Below are 22,132 nucleotides of genomic sequence, written 5' to 3'. Positions count from 1 at the left end.
CTTGTATCAAGAATGGAAAACTGTTCAATACCTAAAACTAACAGGTAGGCGAATAGTTCCCAGTGAGTATATACCGCTAGAGTAGTGCTATGGCCTACCAATGATCAAAACAAAATGCTATGACAGGGAACGAAACACTTGATCCTTACGAGTACGACTGCACCGTATTTTTGGTGGATGACGATGAGGATGACCGAAAATTTTTTGCAGAGGCCTTAAAGGAAGCTGATGCCAAGGTACAACTGATTCTTTTTTCGAGTGGAAAAGAGCTGCTCGCCCACCTGCATTCCGATGAGCCGCTACCGGACATCATTTTTCTGGATCTATATATGCCGGAAATGAGCGGAGAAACCTGTCTTTCGCATATCCGCACCGAAGAACAATTCGATTCCATTAGCTTGGTCATTTATTCTACGGTAATGAACCTTTCCAGGGTAGAGGCGCTGTTCAACTCCGGAGTCCAAAGATACCTTAGAAAACCTTCGTCGTTTAGAGTGCTGAAGAACGCGCTCAAAAAGGCCATCGAGTCGGTCCGTAAAAATCCATTAGGGGGTCAGGCCATCATCAATTATTCGGAGTAAAGTAACTCGATCGGTATTTCCTGCAACTCTATCGAACGTATCGATTGGAGTAATTTTATAATTTTTACAACTGATCTTTTTTGGCGAAAAGTTGAAATTTTAAGCTTGAAAATGAAGTTTAACCTAAATGTTTTGTCATGAGTTTAGTTAGAAGAACAGGAGGAATGTATCCCTCTTTTATGGAAGATTTTTTCGATGATGAATGGTCCGGTCAAGGCAATATGTTCGATACGGGAACGAAAATTCCTGCCGTCAATGTAAAGGAGTCCGACGAACAATTTGAAATACAGGTCGCGGCCCCTGGAATGCAAAAAGACAATTTTGACATTAATATAGAGAACAATGTCCTAAGCATTTCTGCCGAAATCAAAAAAGAGAACGAAGAACAGGATGAGGGCGGTAAATACACTAAGCGGGAGTTCAGCTATAGTTCCTTTAGAAGGTCTTTTTCGTTGCCCGACTCCGTAAACGATGAGGAGATCAAGGCCAATTACGAAAATGGAATTTTAAAGCTTTCCATTCCTAAAAAAGAGGAAGCACGTCCAAAACCGCCCCGTCAGATTTCAATCGACGAAAAGTAGGGCCAACTGAGAAAGCAAATGGATTGTGAATGGGCATGGACTATTTATGAATGGGTCCCACTTCCTATATGGAACAATCTTTTGTTTGATAAGGTCATTCCGTGGCAGGCCTTAAGTTTAATTTGTGCCATGTAGATTTCGAAGCATTCGGATTTACAAAAACGAACTAAGAGTGTAACCTATAAATCAGTTCCCATGAGAAATGAAAAATTAATCCACGCCCTCGGCAATTGTATCAATCACTGTAATTATTGTGCGGATGCCTGTTTAGACGAGGACAACGTCAAAATGATGGTCACTTGCATCCGGACCGATAGGGTTTGTGCCGAAGTGTGCAGCACCCTTTCACAGGTACTCGCCACCTCCTATTCCGATGTTCAGGGATTGGTGGATTATTGTAAGAAAATATGTGAAGCTTGTGCGGAAGAATGTTCAAAACATGAGCACCAGCATTGTCAGGATTGTGCCGAAGCCTGTAGGAAATGTGCGGAGGCCTGTGCAGCATACGCGGCTTAAGCCCGGCACGCTTTACGGATTTTCGGTGTCTCGACGACTGTCAAAAAAAGGCAGTTGTCGGGACATACTTTTTTATAAATGGATATCCGCCTTATCAATAAACATCAAATTTGGACCTAAGACGTTGGGACCTAAAACATAAAACCATTGGCCTTTCTAAATAATGGGCCGCTGTTTTGAGATTGGGAGGCGTTTGTCTACGTAAGGTTTAGGTTTCGAAAAGGATAAGCATGTCCTTCTAAAAAGGTAGATTACTACTCAGGCCCTTGTTTTTATTTTTGGTTCTCGTCGGTGTCGGGCACAAAGCCTTCCCCGTTTGTACGTCGTGAAATATCGGGTTGGCCTTCAGTCGGACTTTGTTCAATTCCCGCGGAATCGACCTCATAGAACGGAAGGATATCCGCTCGCGATTGAATCAGTTTGGCCTTATCGCCGTTGATGGCAATGGGGTGTTGCAGTAGCACAGGATTTTTATCCAGAATCTTAAGCCAATCGTTGGTGTCGAAATCGCCATCGGGGACGATTTCCCGGGTATTGGGCCGGTCCGTACTAAGCAGTTCTTCAAAAGTCATGTCCAGCGCATCCAATATCTCCGTCCAAATAGTATCCCCGAGCTTGTCCTGGGAAATATCAGTGGTAACGATTCCCTTATCGATCGATTCCACATACGCCAATACTTTCTTGCCCAGATCTGATTGCGAACTATAGATATAGCTCAATTTTCTTTCATCCTTTTTCAAAACGCCCATTATTTTTTGTTACGTTAATTCTGCATGTGCAATATACGAACGTTTTTTTATACAGTCCCATTTTACCCGCTATTGCATCAAAGAAGTTCGTAATAGCATTATGGTAATTTGACTTGACGTGGGTTGGGCATAATCCGCCTTGCCCCTTACTACTACCTCAATGTTGAGCTGGACGGAAACGGGTCAATAATACCATGGATAGCGACCGTTATTAGGGTGCTAACGTTATATATTTAAAGGAGTAAAATAAATGTATTAATAAAATTAAGACTAAATCACGTAGTATGAAAAAGCTAATTTTTACGGCCCTTATCGGGCTAGGATGTGTGACTGCCTACGGGCAAGTCCCAGATCCCACGGAACAACAGACAGAGCCCACCGAGCAACAGGTAGACCCCACGCAAGGCATAACCGATAATCCCACGCAGGAACTGGACGATCCCACGGAAAACGAAAGACTGACTCCTACGGAACGGGAAACGGAAGCCCATGAACGATATCAGGATGGCGACGTTGAGGAACAGGAAGCTGTCGAACCTATTGACGAACAAGCACAAAATGCAGACCAACAAGAGTCGGGCGCACCTGTGAACGAAGGGGCGCAAGACGTGCAACAGGAGGACGTCCAGCCGATGAAAGAAGATGACACGCCCCCACGGGCACAGGAACAGGAACAGGAGCCCCAGGTGCAAGAGCAGGATGAGGATACCGACCGCGCCAGAAGATATGAAGATGCGGATGCCATCAAACAGGAAACTGACGATGCGGTGGACGAGGAAACCCAGAATGCCCAGCAAGCAGCTCCAAAGGAAATGTACGACAGGTCTTATCCATCGGTACAGGATGGCGACAACGAAGATGCCTCCAAATATGGTGATACGGACGCCGTCGAACAGCGTGCCGCGGATCAGATGGACCAAGAAAAACAGAATGTCCGTCAACAGGCCAACGATGCCATGGACGAGAAAACCCAAAATGTACAAGAGGGTGCCCCGACCATGGACGAAGAAATGACGGCTACAATGAAGGGCGAGACCGATTCTTTGCATCAAAGGGATGCACAAGACAACATGCAAAAAATGTCGGATGAAGGTGTCCGGGATATGAACATGAAAGATAGGTCGGCCGACGATAGTGGGAAGATGAAGAAGAAGAAGAAGATGCACGAGATGTCTTCCGATTCAGACCTAGGATACAGCAAAATTGGCAAAAACCAATTACCCTCCAAGGTAAGGGATGCGATTGACAGCAAATATCCCGATGCCAGCGTTCAAAAGATACACCGAAACGAACAAGGTGAGTATAAAATCGAGGTGAAAACCACCGAAACCTTGCATTTGGATAAGGATGGGAAGCCCGTGAATCAATAGTATATGTAATCCTTCAAACAAACAGTCCCCATTTTTATCCTACAAAAAAAGACCGTGCTCCCACGGTCTTTTTTTTGTCGCGTTATTTTTTGAGAAAAGGTGGAATGCTATCCTATCCCCCAATAATTTCACCCCCGTTGATGTGTAGCACCTGTCCGGTGATGTAACTGCTGTCTTTGCATGCCAAAAATACATAGGCCGGACCGAGTTCCGAAGGTTGCCCGGGGCGTTCCATTGGAACATTCTTCCCAAAATTTTCGAGTTTCTCCTTGCCAAAGGTCGCGGGGATAAGGGGCGTCCATATCGGTCCCGGTGCGATAGCGTTAACCCGGATTCCCTTCTTTGCCAGAAGTTTAGATAGGCTCCGGGTAAAGGAGACGATAGCCCCTTTGGTGCTGGCATAATCGATCAGGTGGTGCGATCCGCGATAAGCGGTGACGGAGGTGGTGTTGATGATTGCGTCCCCGGTCTTTAAATGTTTCAATGCTTCCTTACCCAAATAAAAATAAGAATAGATGTTGGTCTCGAAGGTGCGATGCAGATTGTCGATTTCTATATCTTCTAAACTTTCCTCCGGGAATTGTACCGCTGCATTATTGACCACTACGTTCAGATTCCCAAATTTATCGAGGGTTTTTTCAACGGCCTCTGTGCAGAAAGTTCTATCCTTAACATCGCCTTTGATCAGGAGACATTGCCCACCTTCTTCCTCGACCATCCGTTTTGTGTCATCGGCATCGGCATCCTCTTCTAAATAAATGATGGCGAGGTCGGCCCCTTCCCGGGCGAAGTGAACGGCAGCGCTTTTCCCGATACCGCTGTCGCCGCCAGTAATCAGGGCTATTTTCCCCTTCAGTTTTTCGCTTCCCCTATAATCGTCACGAATGGTCTCGGGGATACTTTGCATTTTATGTTGTGCTCCAGGTTGGTCATTTTGATGCTCTTTTTCGTTTTTTCTATCGGTCGTCATGTGTATTATTTTTAGATTTTACCTTGGGAGTAAAGATATTTTCTCCTGTCGAAATTATATATCCCAAAAAGGAAGGATATTAACCTTATTGCACGGCAAGGGAAGGAAACTGGTTCTTTTGGCATCCGGTGTAAATTGGAAAAGGGATAACTTTTATTCCAATTGGGGCAAGACGCTGCCTTATTAATCTAGAATTTCGTAATAACCAGTTTCTGGTGCGTCGCTTTTGATTCAACATAACATTGGTTTTAAATCCGCTAATCGGCAATAGCATGATCGTAGTACATCGTAAGACTGGATGGAAAATTATTTCCCATTATACGCACGGGCTTTTCGCGGGAAAATTGGCCGAGCAGTTGAAACTTGATTTCAGACCGGAGCAATGGCTAGACACTTTGACCGCCATTATCGAACATGACGATTATCTTTTGGATTTCGGGGAACAGGATTATCTTACCGAAATAGGAATGCCGTTGGACTATAGAATGGCAGGGGAAACGGACGAGGAGGCTTATGAACATGCCGAACGCGTCTATCGCAACGCGACCCAAAAATCGCAGTTCACCGCGATGTTGGTCGGACACCATCTCGATTTTCTCTATTCGGAACTCGCCGAAGCTTATAAGCCCCTGAAAAAGTTCCTCAAAAATGTAAGGGAGGAAAGGGTAAAACAACGAAACCTGTACGGGCTTGATAAGGAAGCCGCAAGCACCGTTTATGACCTGATGCGGTTCTGCGACCGTTGCTCCCTCATCCTCTGCCAAGATCAGGTTCCAACGCTCGGCCGCAAACTCGAGATCAATGCTGCGCTTGGCGATATACCCCATTTTATTTCTAAGGGTGGGGAGGATTCGATATCGGTGTCTCCTTGGCCTTTTGAAAAACAAAAGTTCAGCTTAAACTTTGAATATAGGCTGCTTTTGAAATCGGATTTTAAGGACAATGACGAATTGGAAGCCGAACTGAAGGCTGTCAAGGTGCACTTGCAGGAAATACAATTTGAAAAATAATGCCAAAGGTTCGGCCTTTATTGATGTGAAATTATAAGACGGGTACTATTAATCAGACTAAAAGACCGCATATCGCCATACAGCGTAGGGGGCAACCCGAAGAAGTGGCATCAAGGGCTGCCTTTTTATGTTCGGAACACGCCAGTTTTATAAACGGCAGCAACATACGCATCGATGGAGGTTCGATGGAAACCGCATTCGGTTAGCAGGCAATCTTCGCCGCACCTTGTGGGACCGACTTACCGAGAATCCATCGCAGCATACGTCAATTATTCCGTAAGGCGTGAATGAGATCCCCCTTGTCCATTTTAGAGCGGCCCTCAATGCCCACTTTCTTGGCTTGCTCGTAGAGATCCTCTTTGGTCCATTTCTCGTATTTTTCAGACTTTCCGCCTTTTTTTCCCGAATCGGGGGTATTGGCGATGCGGGCCGCTTTTTCCTCGCTGTAGCCTTTGTCTCGCAAGGCTTGATATTTTTCTTCGTCCTTTATTTGTGGATTTGGCATAACAAAATGTTTAAAAATTATAAAAACCGCCGCCGTTGGGGCGGCGGTACAGTCGCCTGTAATTACCAATTATCGATTTCGTCGCGGATTTCATTGGGGGTTTTACCCCTTCTGCGCGCTATCCGATCTACGGTGCGGTCAAATCGACCCGGTTCAACCTTTACATCCTCGTCCGTAATATCGGAATAACGGGTTCGGTACTCATCCTCGATCTCGTACCATTGATCCTCCAAATCTTCGTAATCCGTATCGGAATCGTCGTAATAATCCGTATCGGAATCGTCATAGTCCCTAGCGGCAGCATCATTGCGGCCAGCTTCGTCCGCAGTCACGTATGCAGTGTCGGCGTCCTTTTTTTCTAAATTCGACTGCCCGGTAAACTCATCGTTTTTCGCATCCTCTTCCCTATACTTTCTATTCTTGTCCATAACAGTAATTTTTAAGGTTAATAAGAATAAAATTAGACGCGGATGTGCAACTGGATTATCCCATTACAACTTAAAATTAACCGAATCGATATGAAACTAACTTGTACTACAACCCTCTAAGAAACAAACCGGTAAAAGATATTTTTAATGTTAAGATTACACCTAATCGGATTAATTTTCAGCTAGTAGTTTCGCTAGTTTAGCAGTGATATTAACCTCAAAAATAAAATAGAAATGAAAAATTTGGAAGAATTATTCGAGCATCAACTGAAGGACTTGTACAGTGCCGAAAAGCAGCTTACCGAGGCCCTGCCCACAATGGCATCAAAAGCCAACGACGATAAACTGAAGGGTGCTTTTGAAAGCCATCTGGAAGAGACCAAAAATCATAAGACGCGCTTGGAGGATATTTGCAAGGAGCTCGATATCGATCCCGAGGGCGAAACCTGCAAGGCGATGCAAGGCTTGGTCAAGGAGGCCGAAAGCTTTATCGAGGAGGCCGAAGACGATGATGTCATGGATGCGGGTCTTATCGCCGAGGCCCAACGTGTCGAACATTACGAGATTTCGGGGTACGGAACGGCCGTACGCTATGCCAAGGAGCTGGGACATTCCGATATTGCCAAAAAACTTCAGGAAACCTTGGACGAGGAGTATGTGGCGGACGAAAAGTTGGACAAACTTGCTGAGGGCCGACTGAACAAGGAAGCTATGTCCTAATTTTTCTTTTGGATATAATTATATAGGTAAGGGACAACAATCTGTTGTCCCTTGTTTGTTGGCGGTCGCGGAATCCGGCATCGATCTTGAGTTTCGGCCTTTAGATTCAGCTGGAGGTCGTATCTATAGGTACGGTCATCTCTAGGTACTGGGGCTCCCCGTCGGCATTTTCGCTTTGCCAAAACCGGAAGGTATAGTCTTTCTCATGGATGACCCGAAAGAGAAAGCTGTTGGTGCCTTCTATGATCTGTTGGGTGCAGGCGCGGTCAACGTCTTCCCAACCAATGGCCGTGACTTCCCGCACCGCAGTGTCTTCGGGATACACGTCAAAACCTTGAAAATAGGTACAGGCATCGGGTCGTTCATAGGTGACGACGATTTCATAGGTACGGCCCAACTGAAAGGAATCCGGCAATTCGGCATCGGTAACCTTTAGGGCCCTAAACTCGAAATTGGTACCGGAACTGTCATCATTGTCGCACGAACTAAGTCCGACTAAAGCCAACATACATAAACTGAGAACTAACATTTTCTTCATGGTATTTACATTTTAAGGATTAACATTATATACGGTATTGAATCTTCGGTCTACATCTTCTTGCCTTGAGAGGATATAACCGAAGGCTCGTGATAAAATTGATAAATGACGGGCAGACTTTTTAGTCGTATAAAAGAGTAGTTTAACGATATCGATCATCTTTGTGAGGGGTTGGCTGGCAATGTTTTATACAGTTAAAGTTGCTATGGATTAAGTCACGGGCTATCCTCCGATTTTTATAAAATTGAACTGTCCGAACAAAGGTCCGGATACCGGTCCATCCGGTTTTATATTAATAGTTCAACTTATACACCATGAAAAATTATCTGACAAAATTTTGTCTGCTGACCTTCGGCGCCATCCTGATCGGTTTTACCGCCACAGCGCAATCCGGTAACGACGGGAAAGTATTTGAGGGAATCGACAATCCCGAATCCTATTCTACTTTAGATCTGCTTCATATGGACAGGCAGGTATCGACTTTTTCGGATTTGGTCGCTTTGGCCAATCTTGAGGTTTCGCTGACTTTGGCCGACAGCCCTCACACGCTTTTTGTGCCTACCAACGAAGCTTTTGCCGATATGACCATCGAGGAGTTTGCTGAGTTGACAGATCCGAAAAACAGAACAAAGTTGATTAACTTTGTAAAGCGACACTATATGCCAAAAAAGGTAATGAAGCGCGATTTTAAGGATGCCGATATCATGGATACCGAAGGCGAAGAGGAAATACGTGTTTCCACTACCGGCAATACCGTGAGCATCGGGGGAGCGCAGATTGTTGAGCCCGATATCAAGACGTCCGACGGTGTAATACAGATCATGGACAATGTACTGCAACCCACTGGCGATATCATGAACTAAAGAACGTGATGCCTTAGTGTAACGTACAGAAGAGAATGCCTTGTTTCTCAAATACTCTGTTTCGGGATGTATTTAACTCCTGAAACAGGGTTTTTTCCTTGGATCAAATAGTTCATGCCGAGCCGGTCGGCGGGAATATCCACATGTGGATTGATTCGAATGTAGTATCCGGCCACTCCGTTCTCTCGGGCCATCGGGGGTATCCGTGACGTGGGAACGGTATTCGATGGAGTCGTTCCAGCTGTCCGCCGTCTGCCGGCAATAGCGGGCCAGATCATCTTCCTTGTTTTCGTCGGCCAGGTCCGCCCCGGCCAACAAGGCTGCTATTTGTACGGCCATGGTAAAGGGTGAAAATCCGCTTTCTTCTTCCCAGCGATCCTGTGGGGTATAGGGCCCTATTTTTTACAAAACAGCCGGTTTTCAGAACATCTGGATTAGGGGAAAGCGACCTTTTGACGACACGGAGTTTTGATGTGCAGAAGCGGCGAATCGCATTAGTTTTTGTTAAATATTAAATTTCTTGCATAATCGCCGCAATTCTCATCTCCCTCGTAGGCTTCCCATAAGGTCTCATCGAGCTGGTCGGCAACCTCTTTAATGTCCAGCGCCTTGGCATAAAGAAGGGCGGTCTCGTAGGCGGAGATTTGAAAATGGCCTATATGTTGTATTTTTGAAATGATTCCCACATCCATTAAAAAACCTCCGGGAAAATCCGCGAACAGATCCCTGGTTTCTTCGAGCAGCCCTAGAATGATTTTTCCATCATTTATTTTGAACCTGATATGGAGATATTCGCCTATTTCCACAAGCCTTTGCTTTTGGTCATAGGTCTGTTCGGTATAGCGCCTTATGATTTCCTTCAATTCTTTGTCCGTCGCATATTTGAGCATCTCCGGTAAGATGTTCAATATGAGAAGTTCAGAATTGTAGAGGTTCTGCAATTGTCTCTCGAAAAGGTCGCGCATTATTTTCTTTTCCACGGTTTTTTTTAATCCGCCATATCGTCTGGTCTAAGTCTCAAGGATATTGTAAAGATATTGTCGGCCTAAGGCTTAGAGTAAAGATATTGTTGGTCCAAGGCTTAGGGAAGCTGTTTGAAATAAGTTTTTAACTTTATCGGACTGCGAGATTTTTTGGTATGCCGCTTGGGTGCCGAGAATGCCTATGTCTCCGCCGACATTCTATCGAGCCTTTCCAAAGCCTTTTCCATGGAGATGCCCTCTTGCAATATGGGAACGAATAGATCACCTTTACGTGCAAGCCTGTCCGGCATATTTTTTAGGGTGAAATCGGAAGGTAGAAGGCCGTCTTCTAGTTCGCTCCAAAGCAAAGGGGCGGAAACCTGGGCGCCCTTGACCGGACGTACGGAATAGGGCGATACGACCGTGTGCCCTTTCCGATTCTGCAGGTAATCGAGATATATCTTTCCGTTGCGATCTTTTATACGACGTTCCATCGTGGTAAGTTCGGGAATTCGTCGCTGTACAAAATAACAGATGAGTTTGGTAAAATTCCGGACTTCTTCATAGGTATATTCGCCGTTCATGGGCAGATAAACATGTAGGCCCTTGGCACCCGAGGTCTTGCAATAGCCCTCGATCTTCCCTTCGTTGAGGACTTGGTGTACCGCCAAGGCGGACTCTATTACCTTTTTAAAATCCGTTCCTTCTGGCGGATCGAGGTCGATAATGCCGTAATCCGGTCTGTCCAAATTATCGGTTTTGGAGTTCCAGGGATGGATTTCGATGCAGCCCAGGTTCGCCATATAAATCAGCGAGGCCGTATTTTGACAGAGCAGATAATTGATGTCCCTTTCGGAAGATTTGGAATAGATGGTAGCCGTCTGCATCCATTCGGGCACGTTTTCGTTGTCCTTTTGATAGAAACCTTCTTCCATAATCCCGTTCGGATGCCGATGGAGGCTCTCGGGCCTGTCCTTTAAATAGGGTACAAGGATGTCGGAAACTTGTAGGTAATAATCGATGAGGTCGTACTTGGTGTATCCCGAATCTGGCCAGTACACCTTGTTGAGGTTGCTGATGGTCACGGGCAGCCCATCGATATCCAGGGTTTCCCTGGCATCGTTCCCTGTGGGTTTCGGGCTTGGGGATGGGGCGTTCCGGGGTACTTCGGGTGCCTTGCGCAGTCTTTTGAATACGGGATTCCGCAACAGACCGTTCTTGGTACGTTCGGAATAGTGGACCTCGCATTCCAAATTGGGCAACATCCAGTTAGGTTTTCGCCCTTTTAACGCCAATTTTTTACCGAACGGGTTTTTTTTGGTGCGGAAGGGTGCAAAACGTTTTAAGAGGACTTTCCGGTCGGCTTCGCCGAATCCCGATCCACAGTTGCCGACGTATTTGAGCCCGTCTTCTTCGCGTTTTCCCAGTATCAGGGAGCCGAAGGCCACGCCCCCGCCCACGGAATCGGTATAGCCGCATATTAGGGCGTCCTCGCTTTCGACGTTTTTGATCTTCAACCATTTTTCGGTGCGGGCCCCGGGGACATAGTTGGAATCGCCGGCCTTGGCCATTACGCCTTCCATACCTTCCTCGACGGCTCTTTCAAAAAGTGCCGCCCCCATACCCTCCACATGGTCGCAATAATGCGCCGTTCGCAATCCCTCGATAACCTCTTGGATCAAGCTTTTTCTGTCCAAAAGTGGCAGGTCGAGCATACTGTGCCCGTTCAGGTATAACATGTCGAACACGTAATATCGCAAAGTGCCTCGAGTGTCGGGCCAGTTTTGCAGTTCCCCGAACTGTGAGACCCCGTTTTCGTCCAATACGGTTAGCTCACCGTCCATTATAGTCTCGTGCCCCACCGATTCCAGTTCCTTGGCCAGTTCGGGGAAATTTTGGTTCATAGTAATGCCGTTCCTGGATTGCAGCAATACCCCATCCCCGGAAATATGCGCCACGATCCGATACCCGTCCCATTTTAGTTCGTAGATCCATTTGGGATTGTTGAATATCTCCTTGGCGGACCCGGCGAGCATGGGCGGCACGATTTTTCCGGGAGCAATTTTCCCCGGGGGTTCTTTGGAAGATTTTTGGGAAGGTTCGATCAAGGTCTCCGCATCGTAGAAAAGGTCGGTGGCAAAGCCGTCGTTCTTTTTGATAAGCAACCAACTTTCCTTTCCGCTGCGTTCTCCCGTCCGGACCAGGGCAAAACGGCCCTTCAGTTTCTGACCGGAAAGTATAAGCTTCATGTTTCCCTTCCGGAACTGTGGCAGCAGCCCCGGATTGTCTTCGGCGCCATCGATATCAAAGCTGCCCGAATCCCAGATGGTCATGGTTCCGGCCCCATAGTTTCCTTTAGGAATGGTACCGTGAAAATGAAGATATTCAAGGGGATGGTCCTCGGTTCGGACCGCCAAGCGCTTGTCGGCGGGATTCATCGATGGTCCTTTTGGCACGGCCCAGCTCTTAAGGGTACCGTTGATTTCCAAACGTAGGTCGTAATGCAGTTTTCTGGCCTTGTGTCGTTGAACGACAAAGCGGTGAACACTGTTCGGCGAATCCCCAGCGTTCCCTGAAGGTTCCGGAGTTTTTGAAAAATCCCGTTTTTTGTTGTATGCTTTTAGACTCACTTTTTAGGATGCCGTTTTTTTCCGCTTTTCCAGGCTGGCCTTCAATTGCGCCATGAGATCTTTGGCGGGGGTCGGTTCGGATTCGAATTTTTCGGGTTTCGGCAGTTGCCCGGATGCCTTCGATTCAATTATTTTCAGTAATTGTTCGTTGTACACATCCTCAAATTTGCCAAAGTCGAAGGCTTCGGTGTACTGGTCGATTAGGGAAATGGCCATTTCGAGTTCTTTTTTCCCGATTTTCTCCTGGGGCAGCTCCAGCTCCCCGGTATCCCTTATTTCTTCCTCGAACCGGATTACGTGTAAAACGAGGGCATCCTCATAAACACCTATTAGGGAAAGGTGTTCTTTTTGGCGCATTACAAAGGTAGCCACTCCCAATTTCTTGGTCTCCTTAAGGGCCTTTCGCAAAAGGGAATACGATTTCTCACCGCCTTTTTGTGGTTTTATAAAGTAGGGCTTTTTAAAAAGAACGTCGGCCACTTCGGCCTCTTCGATAAATTGTTCTATATCGATGGTCTTGCTTTTTTTCATATTGGCGTTCTCGAAATCTTCCTTTTCCAAGATGACATAGCCGTCGTCTTTCTTGTAGCCCTTGACGATATCCTTCCATTCGACTTCCTCGCCCGTTTTTTCGTTCACTCTCTTGTACCGGATTCGCTCATGGTCATGGCTGTCCAGCATATCAAGGTCCAAAGCGCGTTCCTCGGAGCCGGAGAACAGTTTAATGGGGATGGAAACCAGCCCAAAACTGACGGAACCGTTCCATATTGATCTCATACGTTTTTTTTTTGGCGTGCATGGCTACAAGATAATTAAATTGTCTTTTTCCTTACCTCCGCATTTTCAAAATCGCTTTCATTTTATTCCTTCGGGTCAAAATTATTTTCGTTACGGTTCTTTCATCGGTTGATCAGAGGCATATTGCCACAAGTCTGGCCGTTTTCTTCATATCCGTTCACAAAATAGAAGACACCGCCGACGGTATCTTTGGAATCGAGATTTCCGGGGAAATTTCCGAACAAAATCTGAAGACGATGGACGTCCAAATGAGGGATTATAAGAGAAAACACGGCAATTTCAATTTTCTGGCCGTTGTTCACGAGTACGATTACGCCAGTATCACCGCGATGTGGAAAGATTTTAAAGCGGGACTCAAATATTTTGGTTCCATCGATAAAGCGGCATTGGTAAGTGACGTCGATTGGGTAGAGGATGCGGTAAAGGTGTTGGGACCCATTGCCCCGGACCTGAAGACCAAGACCTTCAACACTGATGAAAGGGAGAAGGCGGTCACCTGGCTGACTTCCGAGGAAGCAGTGCCCTTGGCGGAAGCCTCTTCGCCCTCGCAGCCGCATTTCCGATCCAATCTGGCAACGGCCGCCGGTAAAAGGCCCGAGGTGGTCGTGATTACCGGTGCCTCGGGCGGGGTCGGCCGTACCACTGCCTGGCGCTTTGCGGAGAGCGGGGCATATATCTTTCTGATCGCCCGGGGCGAAGAAGCGCTCGAAGCCACCAAAAATGAGGTGGAGGCCCGGGGCGGAAAAGCCTGGGTGTATATTGCAGACGTGGCCGATGCCCAAAAAATGAAGGATGCGGCCGCTTTTGCCGAAGAACACATCGGGGCCATTGACGTATGGATCAACAATGCCATGGTCAGCGTTTTCAGCAAGGTCTCGGAAATGCAATCCGAGGAATACAGGCGCGTGACCGAGGTGACCTACCTGGGGCAGGTGTACGGCACCCTGGCCGCCTTGGAACATATGCGGCCGCGGAACAGGGGCAAGATCATCCTGGTCGGATCGGCCTTGGCCTATAGGGGCATTCCGCTCCAATCCGCCTACTGCGGCAGCAAACATGCGATTCAGGGATTTTTTGAGTCCCTCCGGGCCGAACTCTTCCACGAAGGTTCTAAAATCGGACTCTCTATCGTACACCTGCCCGCCATGAATACCACCCAGTTCGGGTGGGTCAAATCCCGGATGGACAGAAAGCCCAAACCCATGGGGGCCATCTTCGAGCCCGAGGTGGCCTCACAGGCCATTTTCGAGGTAGCCCATGAAGACGTCCGCGAACGTATGGTCGCCTTTTCTACCGTAAAAACGGTATGGGGCAATCGCCTGGTGCCGGAATATCTGGATCATTATATGGCGGAGCATGGATTCGAGGGCCAATTGACCGAGGTGCCGGAAGACCCCAATAGAAAAAACAATCTGTGGGAGCCGGTGCCGGGAAACCACGGGGCACACGGTGATTTCGGTGCCCAGGCTTTAGAGTACAGTGTATTTAACCGCGTAACCAAACACAAAGAAATATGGGGCGCCATCGGCTTGATAGCGGGCGGTTTCCTGCTATGGGGCGCGTTACGGGATAAAAACAATTCGGATGATACCTTGATCAGTAACGGTCACCGGACAAGATTTCCTTCGAAACGACACAATCCAATGGGGTCAACAATGAATGCGAAAGAGGTAATGCCTTACCGGAAGTTTCATTTTCTTTAAATAAACATCAATCCAGCCATGGGCACTGAAGAATACAGTAAAAAAAGGGATTTTAACCAAACGAAGGAGCCAGAGGGGGCTACAGGCAATAAAAAATCGGGAGAACATCCGATCTTTGTCATCCAAAAACACGATGCTACCAACCTGCATTACGACTTTCGGCTGGAAATCGACGGCACCCTCAAATCGTGGTCCGTACCCAAGGGACCCAGCACCGATCCCAGTGTAAAGCGGATGGCCATTCCCACGGAGGACCATCCCATCGAATACGCCGAGTTCGAAGGGGTCATTCCCGAAGATCAGTACGGCGGCGGTACCGTTATGATATGGGACCGGGGCGCATTCGAGAATATTAAAAAAGATGACGACGGTCAATCGATATCCCTGAAAAAGAGTTATCAAATGGGAACCGTGGAGGTGCGGCTCAAGGGGGAAAAGCTCCAGGGCGGATACGCCTTGATAAAAATGAAGGGCGGAAAAATGGAAGGCAACTGGCTCTTGATCAAGATGGACGATGATGCCGCCGACGCCCGCCGGAACCCTATCAGTACCCAAAACGAAAGCGTCGCCAGCGGGCGTACGATGCAAGAAATCGAAAAAGCAGCAACCTGATGGACGCAACCACCATACAGGACCTGGCTGGAGACGGCAGCATCGAGAAGACCGATTTTCCCGAGTTCCGTTCCCCGATGCTCGCTACCCTGACCAAAAATTTTTTTGACGACCCCGATTGGATCTATGAGCGAAAACTCGACGGGATGCGCTGTTTGGTCTATATGGTGAACGGCAGTCCCCACTTGTATTCGCGCAACGGAAAAAAAGCGAATGCGCGTTTTCCGGAACTGACCGAAGCCATGAACAGCCTTTCTACACGTGATTTCGTGATCGACGGTGAAATTGTGGCATTCGAGGGTAAGGTTACCAGTTTTAAGAAACTGCAAAAACGCATGCAGGTCGCCGACTCCGAGAAAGCAAGAAGCATCGGGGTCAAGACCTATCTCTATATTTTTGACCTGCTCTATTTCGATGGCTATGCCCTGCACGATTTGCCGCTGGTACAGCGCAAACAGTTGCTCAAACGTAATTTTGATTGGAACGAAAAGGTTCCCTTACGCTATACCCCGCATCGGCGGGAAAAGGGACAGAAATTTCACAAGGAAGCCTGCAATAAGGGTTGGGAAGGCATTATTGCCAAGGACGGTACCTCGACTTATCGCCATACCCGAAGCCGTAAGTGGCTAAAGTTCAAATGTGTAAACGGTCAGGAACTTGTTATCGGAGGATTTACCGAGCCCCAGGGCGATCGCAAAGGGTTCGGAGCCCTGTTGGTCGGATTTTATGAGGGCGAAAAGCTGCAATACGCGGGTAAGGTCGGCACGGGTTTTTCCGATGAATTCTTAAAGGAATGGCGCACAAATTTCGATGAGATTGAACAATCGGACAGTCCCTTTTCCAATTATGAAGATGATAATGGGGGACAGAATCACTGGGTCGCTCCCGATTATGTGGGTCAATTTGAGTTTACCGAATGGACGGATTCCAATAAACTAAGGCATCCCAGTTTTGTGGGCATCCGGGACGATAAAGATCCCAAAGCGGTTAAAAAGGAAATGTGAACGCGGCCTTTCAGACTGGGCGCCAATTTTTGACCTATAACATTCCAAGAACATGAAAATCTCCGGCATCGAAATAAGCCATCCCGATAAACCGTTATTCCCCGATAAGGGCATTACCAAAGCCGATATGGTAACCTATTACCATAAGATTTCCGATCGCATGCTGCCGTTTCTCAAAAATCGCCCCTTGACCTTACAACGTTTTCCCGATGGCATCGATGGAGAAGGTTTTTTTCAAAAACATGCCCAAGACTATTATCCGGATTTTATCGAGCGGATTACGATCGAAACGGAAAAGGGCACGAGCGAACAGATTATATGCAATTCCCAAAAGAGTTTGATCTACCTGGCCAATCAAGGGGCGATCAGCTTTCACGTTTGGCTTTCACGAAAAAATGACCTGCACCGGCCCGATAAGGTGGTCTTTGATCTGGACCCGTCCGATGCTACCGATTTTAGCAAAGTGAAAAAAGCGGCGCGGATCGTGGGCGACGAGCTCCGGGAAGAAGGGATTGAGGCCCGGCTCATGACCACGGGAAAATCGGGCCTGCATGTATTCTACGGGATTAAAAAAGCCGATAATTTTGACGAAGTCCGGAAAGCGACCCATAAAATGGCCGAAAAGCTTGTGGATAGGCATCCCGAACTGCTGACCTTGGAAATGCGAAAGAGCAAAAGGGGCAAGAAGGTATTTCTCGATTACCTTCGCAACGCCTACGGACAGACCGCTATATGTCCCTTTTCATTGCGCCCGACCCCAAAGGCCGGAGTGGCCACACCCGTGGAGTGGGGCGAACTCAACAAGCTCGAAGGCGGGGACCATTATCATTACGGCAATATTTTTAGACGGCTTGGTGCCAAAGCCTCCTAAAATTTGACATAAGACGAAAGGACTTAAGACGTAAGACTTCTATTTGTATAACCGTGAGACATAGGTGTGTAGTTTTAATGGTGTGCATCATGAACATTGTTTACGAGTCCCTGTAAAAACAAAAAAGAGTCAAATTTAGTTTCAAGCAAGATCATTTTTGTAGATAGGAAGCTGTACTTTAAACCAGTCGATGTGACTTCAACCTAAATCATAGATGAATATTTACCTAAAATACGATCTTCAATGTCTCCGTAGTGCTGTTATTAAAGAGCAACTAGAGAAATTGGATGTGGCATATACCTTAAGCGGTTCGGGCCAACTTAAATTGGAAGAAGACATCTCATCCGAACAACTGTTGCAGCTGAAATCGGCACTCGGAGAATACGGCATAGAGATTTTGGACGGCCATAGAACGATACTGGTCCAGCGCATCAAGGATGCCATTACCGAAATGGTGTACGACGATAGGGCGGTACGCTACAAGCTTTCTACCTATCTGTCAGAAAAACTGAATTATTCCTATGCGCATCTTTCCAACGTTTTTCCTGAAATGACCCATGTCTCCATTGAGAGTTTCGTCATTTTAAAAAAAATTGATTATGCCAAAAACCTTATGGTCGACGAGAACCTGACCCTGACCGAAGTAGCGCACAAACTAAATTATAGCAGTCTCGCCCATTTCTCTTCCCAATTCAAGAAGGTTACGGGAATGACGCCCACCGCTTTCTTGAAAGTTATCGAAAAGAGAAATTTAAAAGGCACGTATTGAACTAGAAATACCTAAGTTTTAGGGAGAATCTTGAAAACACAACCCTAAAAGGCCGAAATCTTAAGAATATACAACAAACTTGAAAGACAATAAATAAAACCTACATGGCGGTATCCCCATTGCACATACTGTTGGTCGATGACGATCCCGATGACCTTTTGTTGTTCAAAGAGGCCATAGCTTCTTTCGAGATACGTTCCGAGCTGTTACTGTTCGCCTGCGGGGAAGCGTTTATAGCGCATTTGAATGCAACCGATACCATTCCCGATCTTATATTCCTTGACATGAAAATGCCAAAAATCGACGGGTTGGAGTGTCTAAGGCAAATAAGGAAAACCCCGGAATGGCAAGACGCTATCGTAGCTATCTATTCCAACTTTACCGCCGAAGACCTCATTGAGAATACCTTTTCGGAAGGTGCCAACATCTATATCGAGAAACCCGAAGACCTGCAAAAATTAAAAAAAGTCTTGAAGAAGGTATTACAGGTCAATTGGCAGTACCATACCTCTAATCTGAACCGGAGTAATTTTTTACTTCGGACGTAGTTTAGGCTTACCTTCTACTTGGTTCTACCATATTTCTGTGAAAACAGTTACTATTTGATTGCCCGCCTCTTCTTCACCAAACCCATTACCCCACTAAAAGGACAATTTTAAAACATATTCGGCACAAACTGTAAGTCATCCACCCATCAAATTGCCATCTTTGACTTACAAGAAATGACACTCTTGGTGAAAATCCACAACCGAGGTTAAGTAACTGTCTTGTAGTCCAAATTAACCGACGGATACCATGAAAATAATAGAAACTTTTTCCCATTGTCTGTCAATGGTTTGATTTTGCCTTATCAGATAATGGGAGTTTTAAAACCGAGAACACTATGAAAACACTTTCCCTCAAGACGACTAAAATCGCCAACATGTTTCAACAGCTCCATCAAAATTTCGGGGGCCAGCTTCACCGGGAATCCACCGAATATGAACTGGATCTGGACAACGGCCTGGGCCAAGGTCTAATCAAGGGGTTCGCTTTTAAGGGGGGAGTATCGTTCGTAGAATTCGATATGACTTTTTCTGAAAATTTTAGGGTGAGCTGGAATACGCAACACTCGTCCCCCTTCTATTTTGCCTATTGTTCGCAAGGCCAAATAGAACACCGTTTCGAAAGTGAGGAAGAGCGGCGTACGCTTCAAAATTTTCAGACGGGCATATTGTTCTGTAAACCCTCGGAGGCCAATATCCTTTATTTTGAAAAAGGACGACGTCTCAAGGCCTCTCTCATTGTGATCAATGCTACGGGCGCACAAACCGATCACGGTACCAACCACCTCTACCACAACCTGCGAAAATCGTTCTTCAGCGACCGGAACTCAGAAAGTTTTGCGTATGTTGGTTCGTACAACCTACAAATTGCGGAAAAAATCCAGCAATTGAGGTTTATATCACACCAGGGTATCGCCAAAAATTTGCTTGTCGAAGGTACGGTACATATGATTCTGGGGCTTGAAATACAGCAGCAGCGCGATGACCTACACAATAACCGGAATACTAACGGGAGCTTGACCGGCGAAGAAATGGAAAGGGTAAAGGAGCTCTCGGAGTTTATTACCCACTACGCCGAAACGGATCTACCCATAAAAAAATTATCCCGTAAATCGGGACTCTCCCCTTCAAAGCTGCAAGAGGGATTCAAACTGATGCACGGGCGCACGGTGACCGACCACATTCGGGAAGTCCGTATTCAAAAATCCGAACAACTGATCAAAAACACCGATATGAACATTTCCGAAATTGTCTATAGTATCGGCTTTACCAGTCGCAGCTATTTCTCTAAAATATTCAAGAACAAATACAACTGCAGTCCCAAAATATACAGAAAAGGGAATCGTATGGCGGCATCATAAGAGACTTTAATAGTCCGAACTACCGTACGGATAAAGCCAACCTTTCCAGACCGATCTGTCAAAAGGGCTTTGAATTTTAGGCACCGGACATTACATTTGAATAAAAGAAAGTGAAAATGAATTCTCGAAGGCACTCTGTTCTATCCGTGACCTTTACCCTGATACTGGCCATACCTATTTATTTGATAACGCAAATGCAAACCGGTGTAAACCAGAATGATTGGGAAGCTTTGCAAAGGGCCTCCGTTGACTTTCTAATCGGGCTTTGGAGCTGCTGGCTGATTACTGCAACTATCGCCGTGTATTACAAATGGACTGAAAAACGTAATTTTTTCTTTTGGTTCAACTATGCCTACCTGACCGTGGCCTTCCTCATTTTTGCCCATTATAACGATCAGCTGTTCCGGCATATCGACCTCTCGGAACGCCCCTATGGCAAAAACATGCTGAATGCCATTCGTACCTTGAGAAATGCGCTACCGATTTTTGTGGCTACGGTTTATCTACAAGTGGCCGTTCGGTGGTTCGAAAACAAATGGCATCGAAAATAGCACTACGTCTTGTGTCCTGTGGGGGGTATGACATTTAATTTGACAAAAGGACGAAGTAATGAAGATTGCCGAGGACTAAAGTGTGTCTTTGGGCATTGGCCTTCCCTTTAGAATGTTAAGAAGAGTATTTGTCTTTCTTCCGTCCTCTTTCCGTTAGCGGGCCGCTTCAACGGTTGGCGAGGTTCTTGATTGTCCGCAAAATTGGAGGCAGAACCCTTTTCTCGTCAACCAAGAGATGCCTTGGAATGCTATCAGGGGGAATAGCGCATTCAACGCGGCTTCTATAGGGATACTCATTCCTTTACTTGAAGTTTTCTTATTTTAGAACAAGTAGCGGAATTTCGGTTTTGAATACCATCTTCTTTCGTGTTCCCGGTTGAAACAATCGCTCGAGAAAACTGTGTTGCCGATACATCAAGGCCATAAGGTCGATGGGATACTTATCGAGAAACTCCTTCAGGCCCTCCTGCGGATTTTCGTTGTAAAAAACATGAAAGGAATGTTCAATCCTTGACAGTGGCTCTTGATAGCGCTGTAGCACCTTTTCTTTGCTGAACGCGGTCTCGTCGTTGGTGGAAATATGAACAATTCTCAGTTTGGCATTGAATGCCGAAAGTAGGTCAATTAAAATTTTCAGTGGCACATCATTGTTGTTGGGATCGTCCAACGCAAGACAGACGGTTTTGATGGTATGCTTTTTAAAATCAACGGGTATTACCAATACAGGACATGGCGATTTACGGCTGACCTTCTCGCTGTTCGTCCCGATAAAAAACCCCTCTACCTCACTGGCGCCGGTGGTGCCCATGACAACCAGGTCGACATTTTCGTTGTCGGCAGTCTGTTCAATAATGTTGACAGCAGGACCCAGGCCCACAATATCGGAATGCGCTACGGCATCGAGGTGTGGAAAGGTTCCAAGAAAATTGGAAAGTTTTTCCCGGCTTAACTCTTCTTCCGAAGGTCCGCTAGTCGAGATCGGTTCTACAGTAGGGGACATCGATGGCCGCTCGTAGGTGGCAAATGCCACCCGGAACCCATGGACAAAAAGAATCTTGGCGTTCCACAATTTGGCCAGATCAAGGGCGAAAGCCACGGTGTTTTTAGAAACTTTACTGAAATCTACGGGTACCAATAGTTTTTTTGATCGCATAGGGCTCAATTTAAGGTCATCATCGGTAGGATATATTAATCACCCGACTATGCTACAAAATAGTGGAAAACAATCTAAGGCTTTAGCTGGTAACATTGGAATTTTAGCCCGAAACCTAAAACCGGTATAAAACGATCGGCGCTGCAAATCGATATGGTTAAACTACTTGTTTTTTGGGTCAAAATAAACGGAGCCCTGTGTCTATGTTTGTATCTCATAAGTAGGTTAGGTGCTTTGTTAGCAAAGCACTTATAGTATGGTAAAGGGTATGTGGGGACATGCCCTTTACTTTTTTCAACGAAAGCACTACCGACGTTTTACCCGCGATCTCCTCTTGACACT

At 46.5% G+C, this 22,132-nt stretch carries 26 protein-coding genes; 16 read left to right on the top strand and 10 right to left on the bottom strand.

What is annotated here, in order from left to right; genetic code table 11:
- The first annotated feature begins 119 nt into the window (after positions 1 to 119).
- The 3 genes from RQM65_RS02800 to RQM65_RS02790 all read left to right on the top strand — a co-directional run bounded on the left by RQM65_RS02800 (position 120) and on the right by RQM65_RS02790 (position 1,678).
- A complete protein-coding gene (locus RQM65_RS02800; RefSeq protein ID WP_314012581.1) occupies positions 120 to 581 on the top strand; it encodes a response regulator in 462 nt (153 codons plus the stop codon).
- Positions 582 to 718: 137 nt separating this feature from the next.
- A complete protein-coding gene (locus RQM65_RS02795) occupies positions 719 to 1,162 on the top strand; it encodes an Hsp20/alpha crystallin family protein (protein WP_314012579.1) in 444 nt (147 codons plus the stop codon).
- 195 nt (positions 1,163 to 1,357) lie between these two features.
- Positions 1,358 to 1,678 (top strand): four-helix bundle copper-binding protein, encoded by a 321-nt coding sequence (locus RQM65_RS02790; protein WP_314012577.1) that lies wholly within the window; start codon positions 1,358 to 1,360, stop codon positions 1,676 to 1,678.
- A 272-nt stretch (positions 1,679 to 1,950) separates the two neighbouring features.
- Here RQM65_RS02790 and RQM65_RS02785 read toward each other — a convergent pair whose 3' ends face one another.
- Entirely contained in the window at positions 1,951 to 2,418 is a 468-nt protein-coding gene (locus RQM65_RS02785) for an arsenate reductase family protein (RefSeq protein ID WP_314012575.1), read from the bottom strand.
- Between the two features lie 293 nt (positions 2,419 to 2,711).
- On the opposite strand from RQM65_RS02785, the gene RQM65_RS02780 reads away from it, so the two are divergent.
- Entirely contained in the window at positions 2,712 to 3,797 is a 1,086-nt protein-coding gene (locus tag RQM65_RS02780) for a PepSY-like domain-containing protein (RefSeq protein ID WP_314012574.1), read from the top strand.
- Between the two features lie 112 nt (positions 3,798 to 3,909).
- On the opposite strand, the gene RQM65_RS02775 is transcribed toward RQM65_RS02780, so the two are convergent.
- Positions 3,910 to 4,767, bottom strand: coding sequence for an SDR family oxidoreductase (locus tag RQM65_RS02775; protein WP_314012572.1), 858 nt, complete (start codon positions 4,765 to 4,767; stop codon positions 3,910 to 3,912).
- A gap of 272 nt (positions 4,768 to 5,039) precedes the next feature.
- Between RQM65_RS02775 and RQM65_RS02770 the strand changes: the two genes are divergently transcribed.
- Entirely contained in the window at positions 5,040 to 5,777 is a 738-nt protein-coding gene (locus RQM65_RS02770; protein ID WP_314012571.1) for a DUF3891 family protein, read from the top strand.
- A 47-nt stretch (positions 5,778 to 5,824) separates the two neighbouring features.
- Entirely contained in the window at positions 5,825 to 5,983 is a 159-nt protein-coding gene (locus RQM65_RS02765; protein WP_314016772.1) for an SDR family oxidoreductase, read from the top strand.
- A 59-nt stretch (positions 5,984 to 6,042) separates the two neighbouring features.
- Here the strand turns inward: RQM65_RS02765 and RQM65_RS02760 are convergent, their stop codons facing one another.
- Positions 6,043 to 6,282 (bottom strand): DUF7218 family protein, encoded by a 240-nt coding sequence (locus RQM65_RS02760; RefSeq protein ID WP_314012570.1) that lies wholly within the window; start codon positions 6,280 to 6,282, stop codon positions 6,043 to 6,045.
- Between the two features lie 62 nt (positions 6,283 to 6,344).
- Positions 6,345 to 6,710, bottom strand: a complete 366-nt coding sequence (locus tag RQM65_RS02755) for a hypothetical protein (RefSeq protein WP_314012568.1) — start codon at positions 6,708 to 6,710, stop codon at positions 6,345 to 6,347.
- Positions 6,711 to 6,944: 234 nt separating this feature from the next.
- Between RQM65_RS02755 and RQM65_RS02750 the strand changes: the two genes are divergently transcribed.
- Entirely contained in the window at positions 6,945 to 7,430 is a 486-nt protein-coding gene (locus RQM65_RS02750; protein ID WP_314012566.1) for a YciE/YciF ferroxidase family protein, read from the top strand.
- A gap of 106 nt (positions 7,431 to 7,536) precedes the next feature.
- On the opposite strand, the gene RQM65_RS02745 is transcribed toward RQM65_RS02750, so the two are convergent.
- The gene (locus tag RQM65_RS02745; protein ID WP_314012564.1) at positions 7,537 to 7,968 is read right to left on the bottom strand and encodes a hypothetical protein; all 432 of its coding nucleotides are present in this window, start codon (positions 7,966 to 7,968) and stop codon (positions 7,537 to 7,539) included.
- A gap of 314 nt (positions 7,969 to 8,282) precedes the next feature.
- Between RQM65_RS02745 and RQM65_RS02740 the strand changes: the two genes are divergently transcribed.
- Positions 8,283 to 8,831, top strand: coding sequence for a fasciclin domain-containing protein (locus RQM65_RS02740; protein WP_314012562.1), 549 nt, complete (start codon positions 8,283 to 8,285; stop codon positions 8,829 to 8,831).
- Positions 8,832 to 8,903: 72 nt separating this feature from the next.
- Here RQM65_RS02740 and RQM65_RS02735 read toward each other — a convergent pair whose 3' ends face one another.
- The 4 genes from RQM65_RS02735 to ku form a co-directional block, all read right to left on the bottom strand.
- The gene (locus RQM65_RS02735) at positions 8,904 to 9,170 is read right to left on the bottom strand and encodes a hypothetical protein (protein WP_314012560.1); all 267 of its coding nucleotides are present in this window, start codon (positions 9,168 to 9,170) and stop codon (positions 8,904 to 8,906) included.
- A 155-nt stretch (positions 9,171 to 9,325) separates the two neighbouring features.
- On the bottom strand, positions 9,326 to 9,811 hold the full coding sequence (locus RQM65_RS02730) for a YciE/YciF ferroxidase family protein (protein WP_314012558.1): 486 nt from the start codon (positions 9,809 to 9,811) through the stop codon (positions 9,326 to 9,328).
- A gap of 182 nt (positions 9,812 to 9,993) precedes the next feature.
- On the bottom strand, positions 9,994 to 12,423 hold the full coding sequence (gene ligD, locus RQM65_RS02725; RefSeq protein WP_314012556.1) for a DNA ligase D: 2,430 nt from the start codon (positions 12,421 to 12,423) through the stop codon (positions 9,994 to 9,996).
- Between the two features lie 3 nt (positions 12,424 to 12,426).
- Complete coding sequence (gene ku / locus RQM65_RS02720) at positions 12,427 to 13,200, bottom strand: non-homologous end joining protein Ku (RefSeq protein ID WP_314012555.1); 774 nt, start codon at positions 13,198 to 13,200, stop codon at positions 12,427 to 12,429.
- A 62-nt stretch (positions 13,201 to 13,262) separates the two neighbouring features.
- Here ku and RQM65_RS02715 point away from each other — a divergent pair, with 62 nt between their 5' ends.
- The 8 genes from RQM65_RS02715 to RQM65_RS02680 all read left to right on the top strand — a co-directional run bounded on the left by RQM65_RS02715 (position 13,263) and on the right by RQM65_RS02680 (position 20,637).
- A complete protein-coding gene (locus RQM65_RS02715) occupies positions 13,263 to 14,924 on the top strand; it encodes an SDR family oxidoreductase (protein WP_314016771.1) in 1,662 nt (553 codons plus the stop codon).
- Positions 14,925 to 14,942: 18 nt separating this feature from the next.
- On the top strand, positions 14,943 to 15,536 hold the full coding sequence (locus tag RQM65_RS02710) for a DNA polymerase ligase N-terminal domain-containing protein (protein WP_314012553.1): 594 nt from the start codon (positions 14,943 to 14,945) through the stop codon (positions 15,534 to 15,536).
- A complete protein-coding gene (ligD, locus tag RQM65_RS02705; protein WP_314012552.1) occupies positions 15,536 to 16,540 on the top strand; it encodes a non-homologous end-joining DNA ligase in 1,005 nt (334 codons plus the stop codon). Before RQM65_RS02710 ends, ligD (RQM65_RS02705) begins: the two co-directional genes overlap by 1 nt.
- A 52-nt stretch (positions 16,541 to 16,592) precedes the next feature.
- Positions 16,593 to 17,411, top strand: a complete 819-nt coding sequence (gene ligD / locus RQM65_RS02700) for a non-homologous end-joining DNA ligase (RefSeq protein WP_314012550.1) — start codon at positions 16,593 to 16,595, stop codon at positions 17,409 to 17,411.
- 214 nt (positions 17,412 to 17,625) lie between these two features.
- Positions 17,626 to 18,180: a helix-turn-helix domain-containing protein gene (locus tag RQM65_RS02695; RefSeq protein ID WP_314012548.1), complete on the top strand. Its 555-nt coding sequence runs from the start codon at positions 17,626 to 17,628 to the stop codon at positions 18,178 to 18,180.
- A 104-nt stretch (positions 18,181 to 18,284) separates the two neighbouring features.
- Entirely contained in the window at positions 18,285 to 18,728 is a 444-nt protein-coding gene (locus RQM65_RS02690) for a response regulator (protein ID WP_314012546.1), read from the top strand.
- A 335-nt stretch (positions 18,729 to 19,063) separates the two neighbouring features.
- Entirely contained in the window at positions 19,064 to 20,086 is a 1,023-nt protein-coding gene (locus tag RQM65_RS02685; RefSeq protein ID WP_314012545.1) for a helix-turn-helix domain-containing protein, read from the top strand.
- A 116-nt stretch (positions 20,087 to 20,202) separates the two neighbouring features.
- Positions 20,203 to 20,637, top strand: a complete 435-nt coding sequence (locus RQM65_RS02680; RefSeq protein ID WP_314012543.1) for a hypothetical protein — start codon at positions 20,203 to 20,205, stop codon at positions 20,635 to 20,637.
- Positions 20,638 to 20,953: 316 nt separating this feature from the next.
- Here the strand turns inward: RQM65_RS02680 and RQM65_RS02675 are convergent, their stop codons facing one another.
- A complete protein-coding gene (locus tag RQM65_RS02675; RefSeq protein ID WP_314012541.1) occupies positions 20,954 to 21,790 on the bottom strand; it encodes a universal stress protein in 837 nt (278 codons plus the stop codon).
- Positions 21,791 to 22,132 lie beyond the last annotated feature (342 nt).

It is taken from the genome of Pricia mediterranea (assembly GCF_032248455.1).
GTDB classification, from domain to species: Bacteria; Bacteroidota; Bacteroidia; order Flavobacteriales; family Flavobacteriaceae; genus Pricia; species Pricia mediterranea.
This window is presented reverse-complemented; position numbering and strand designations above follow the sequence as displayed.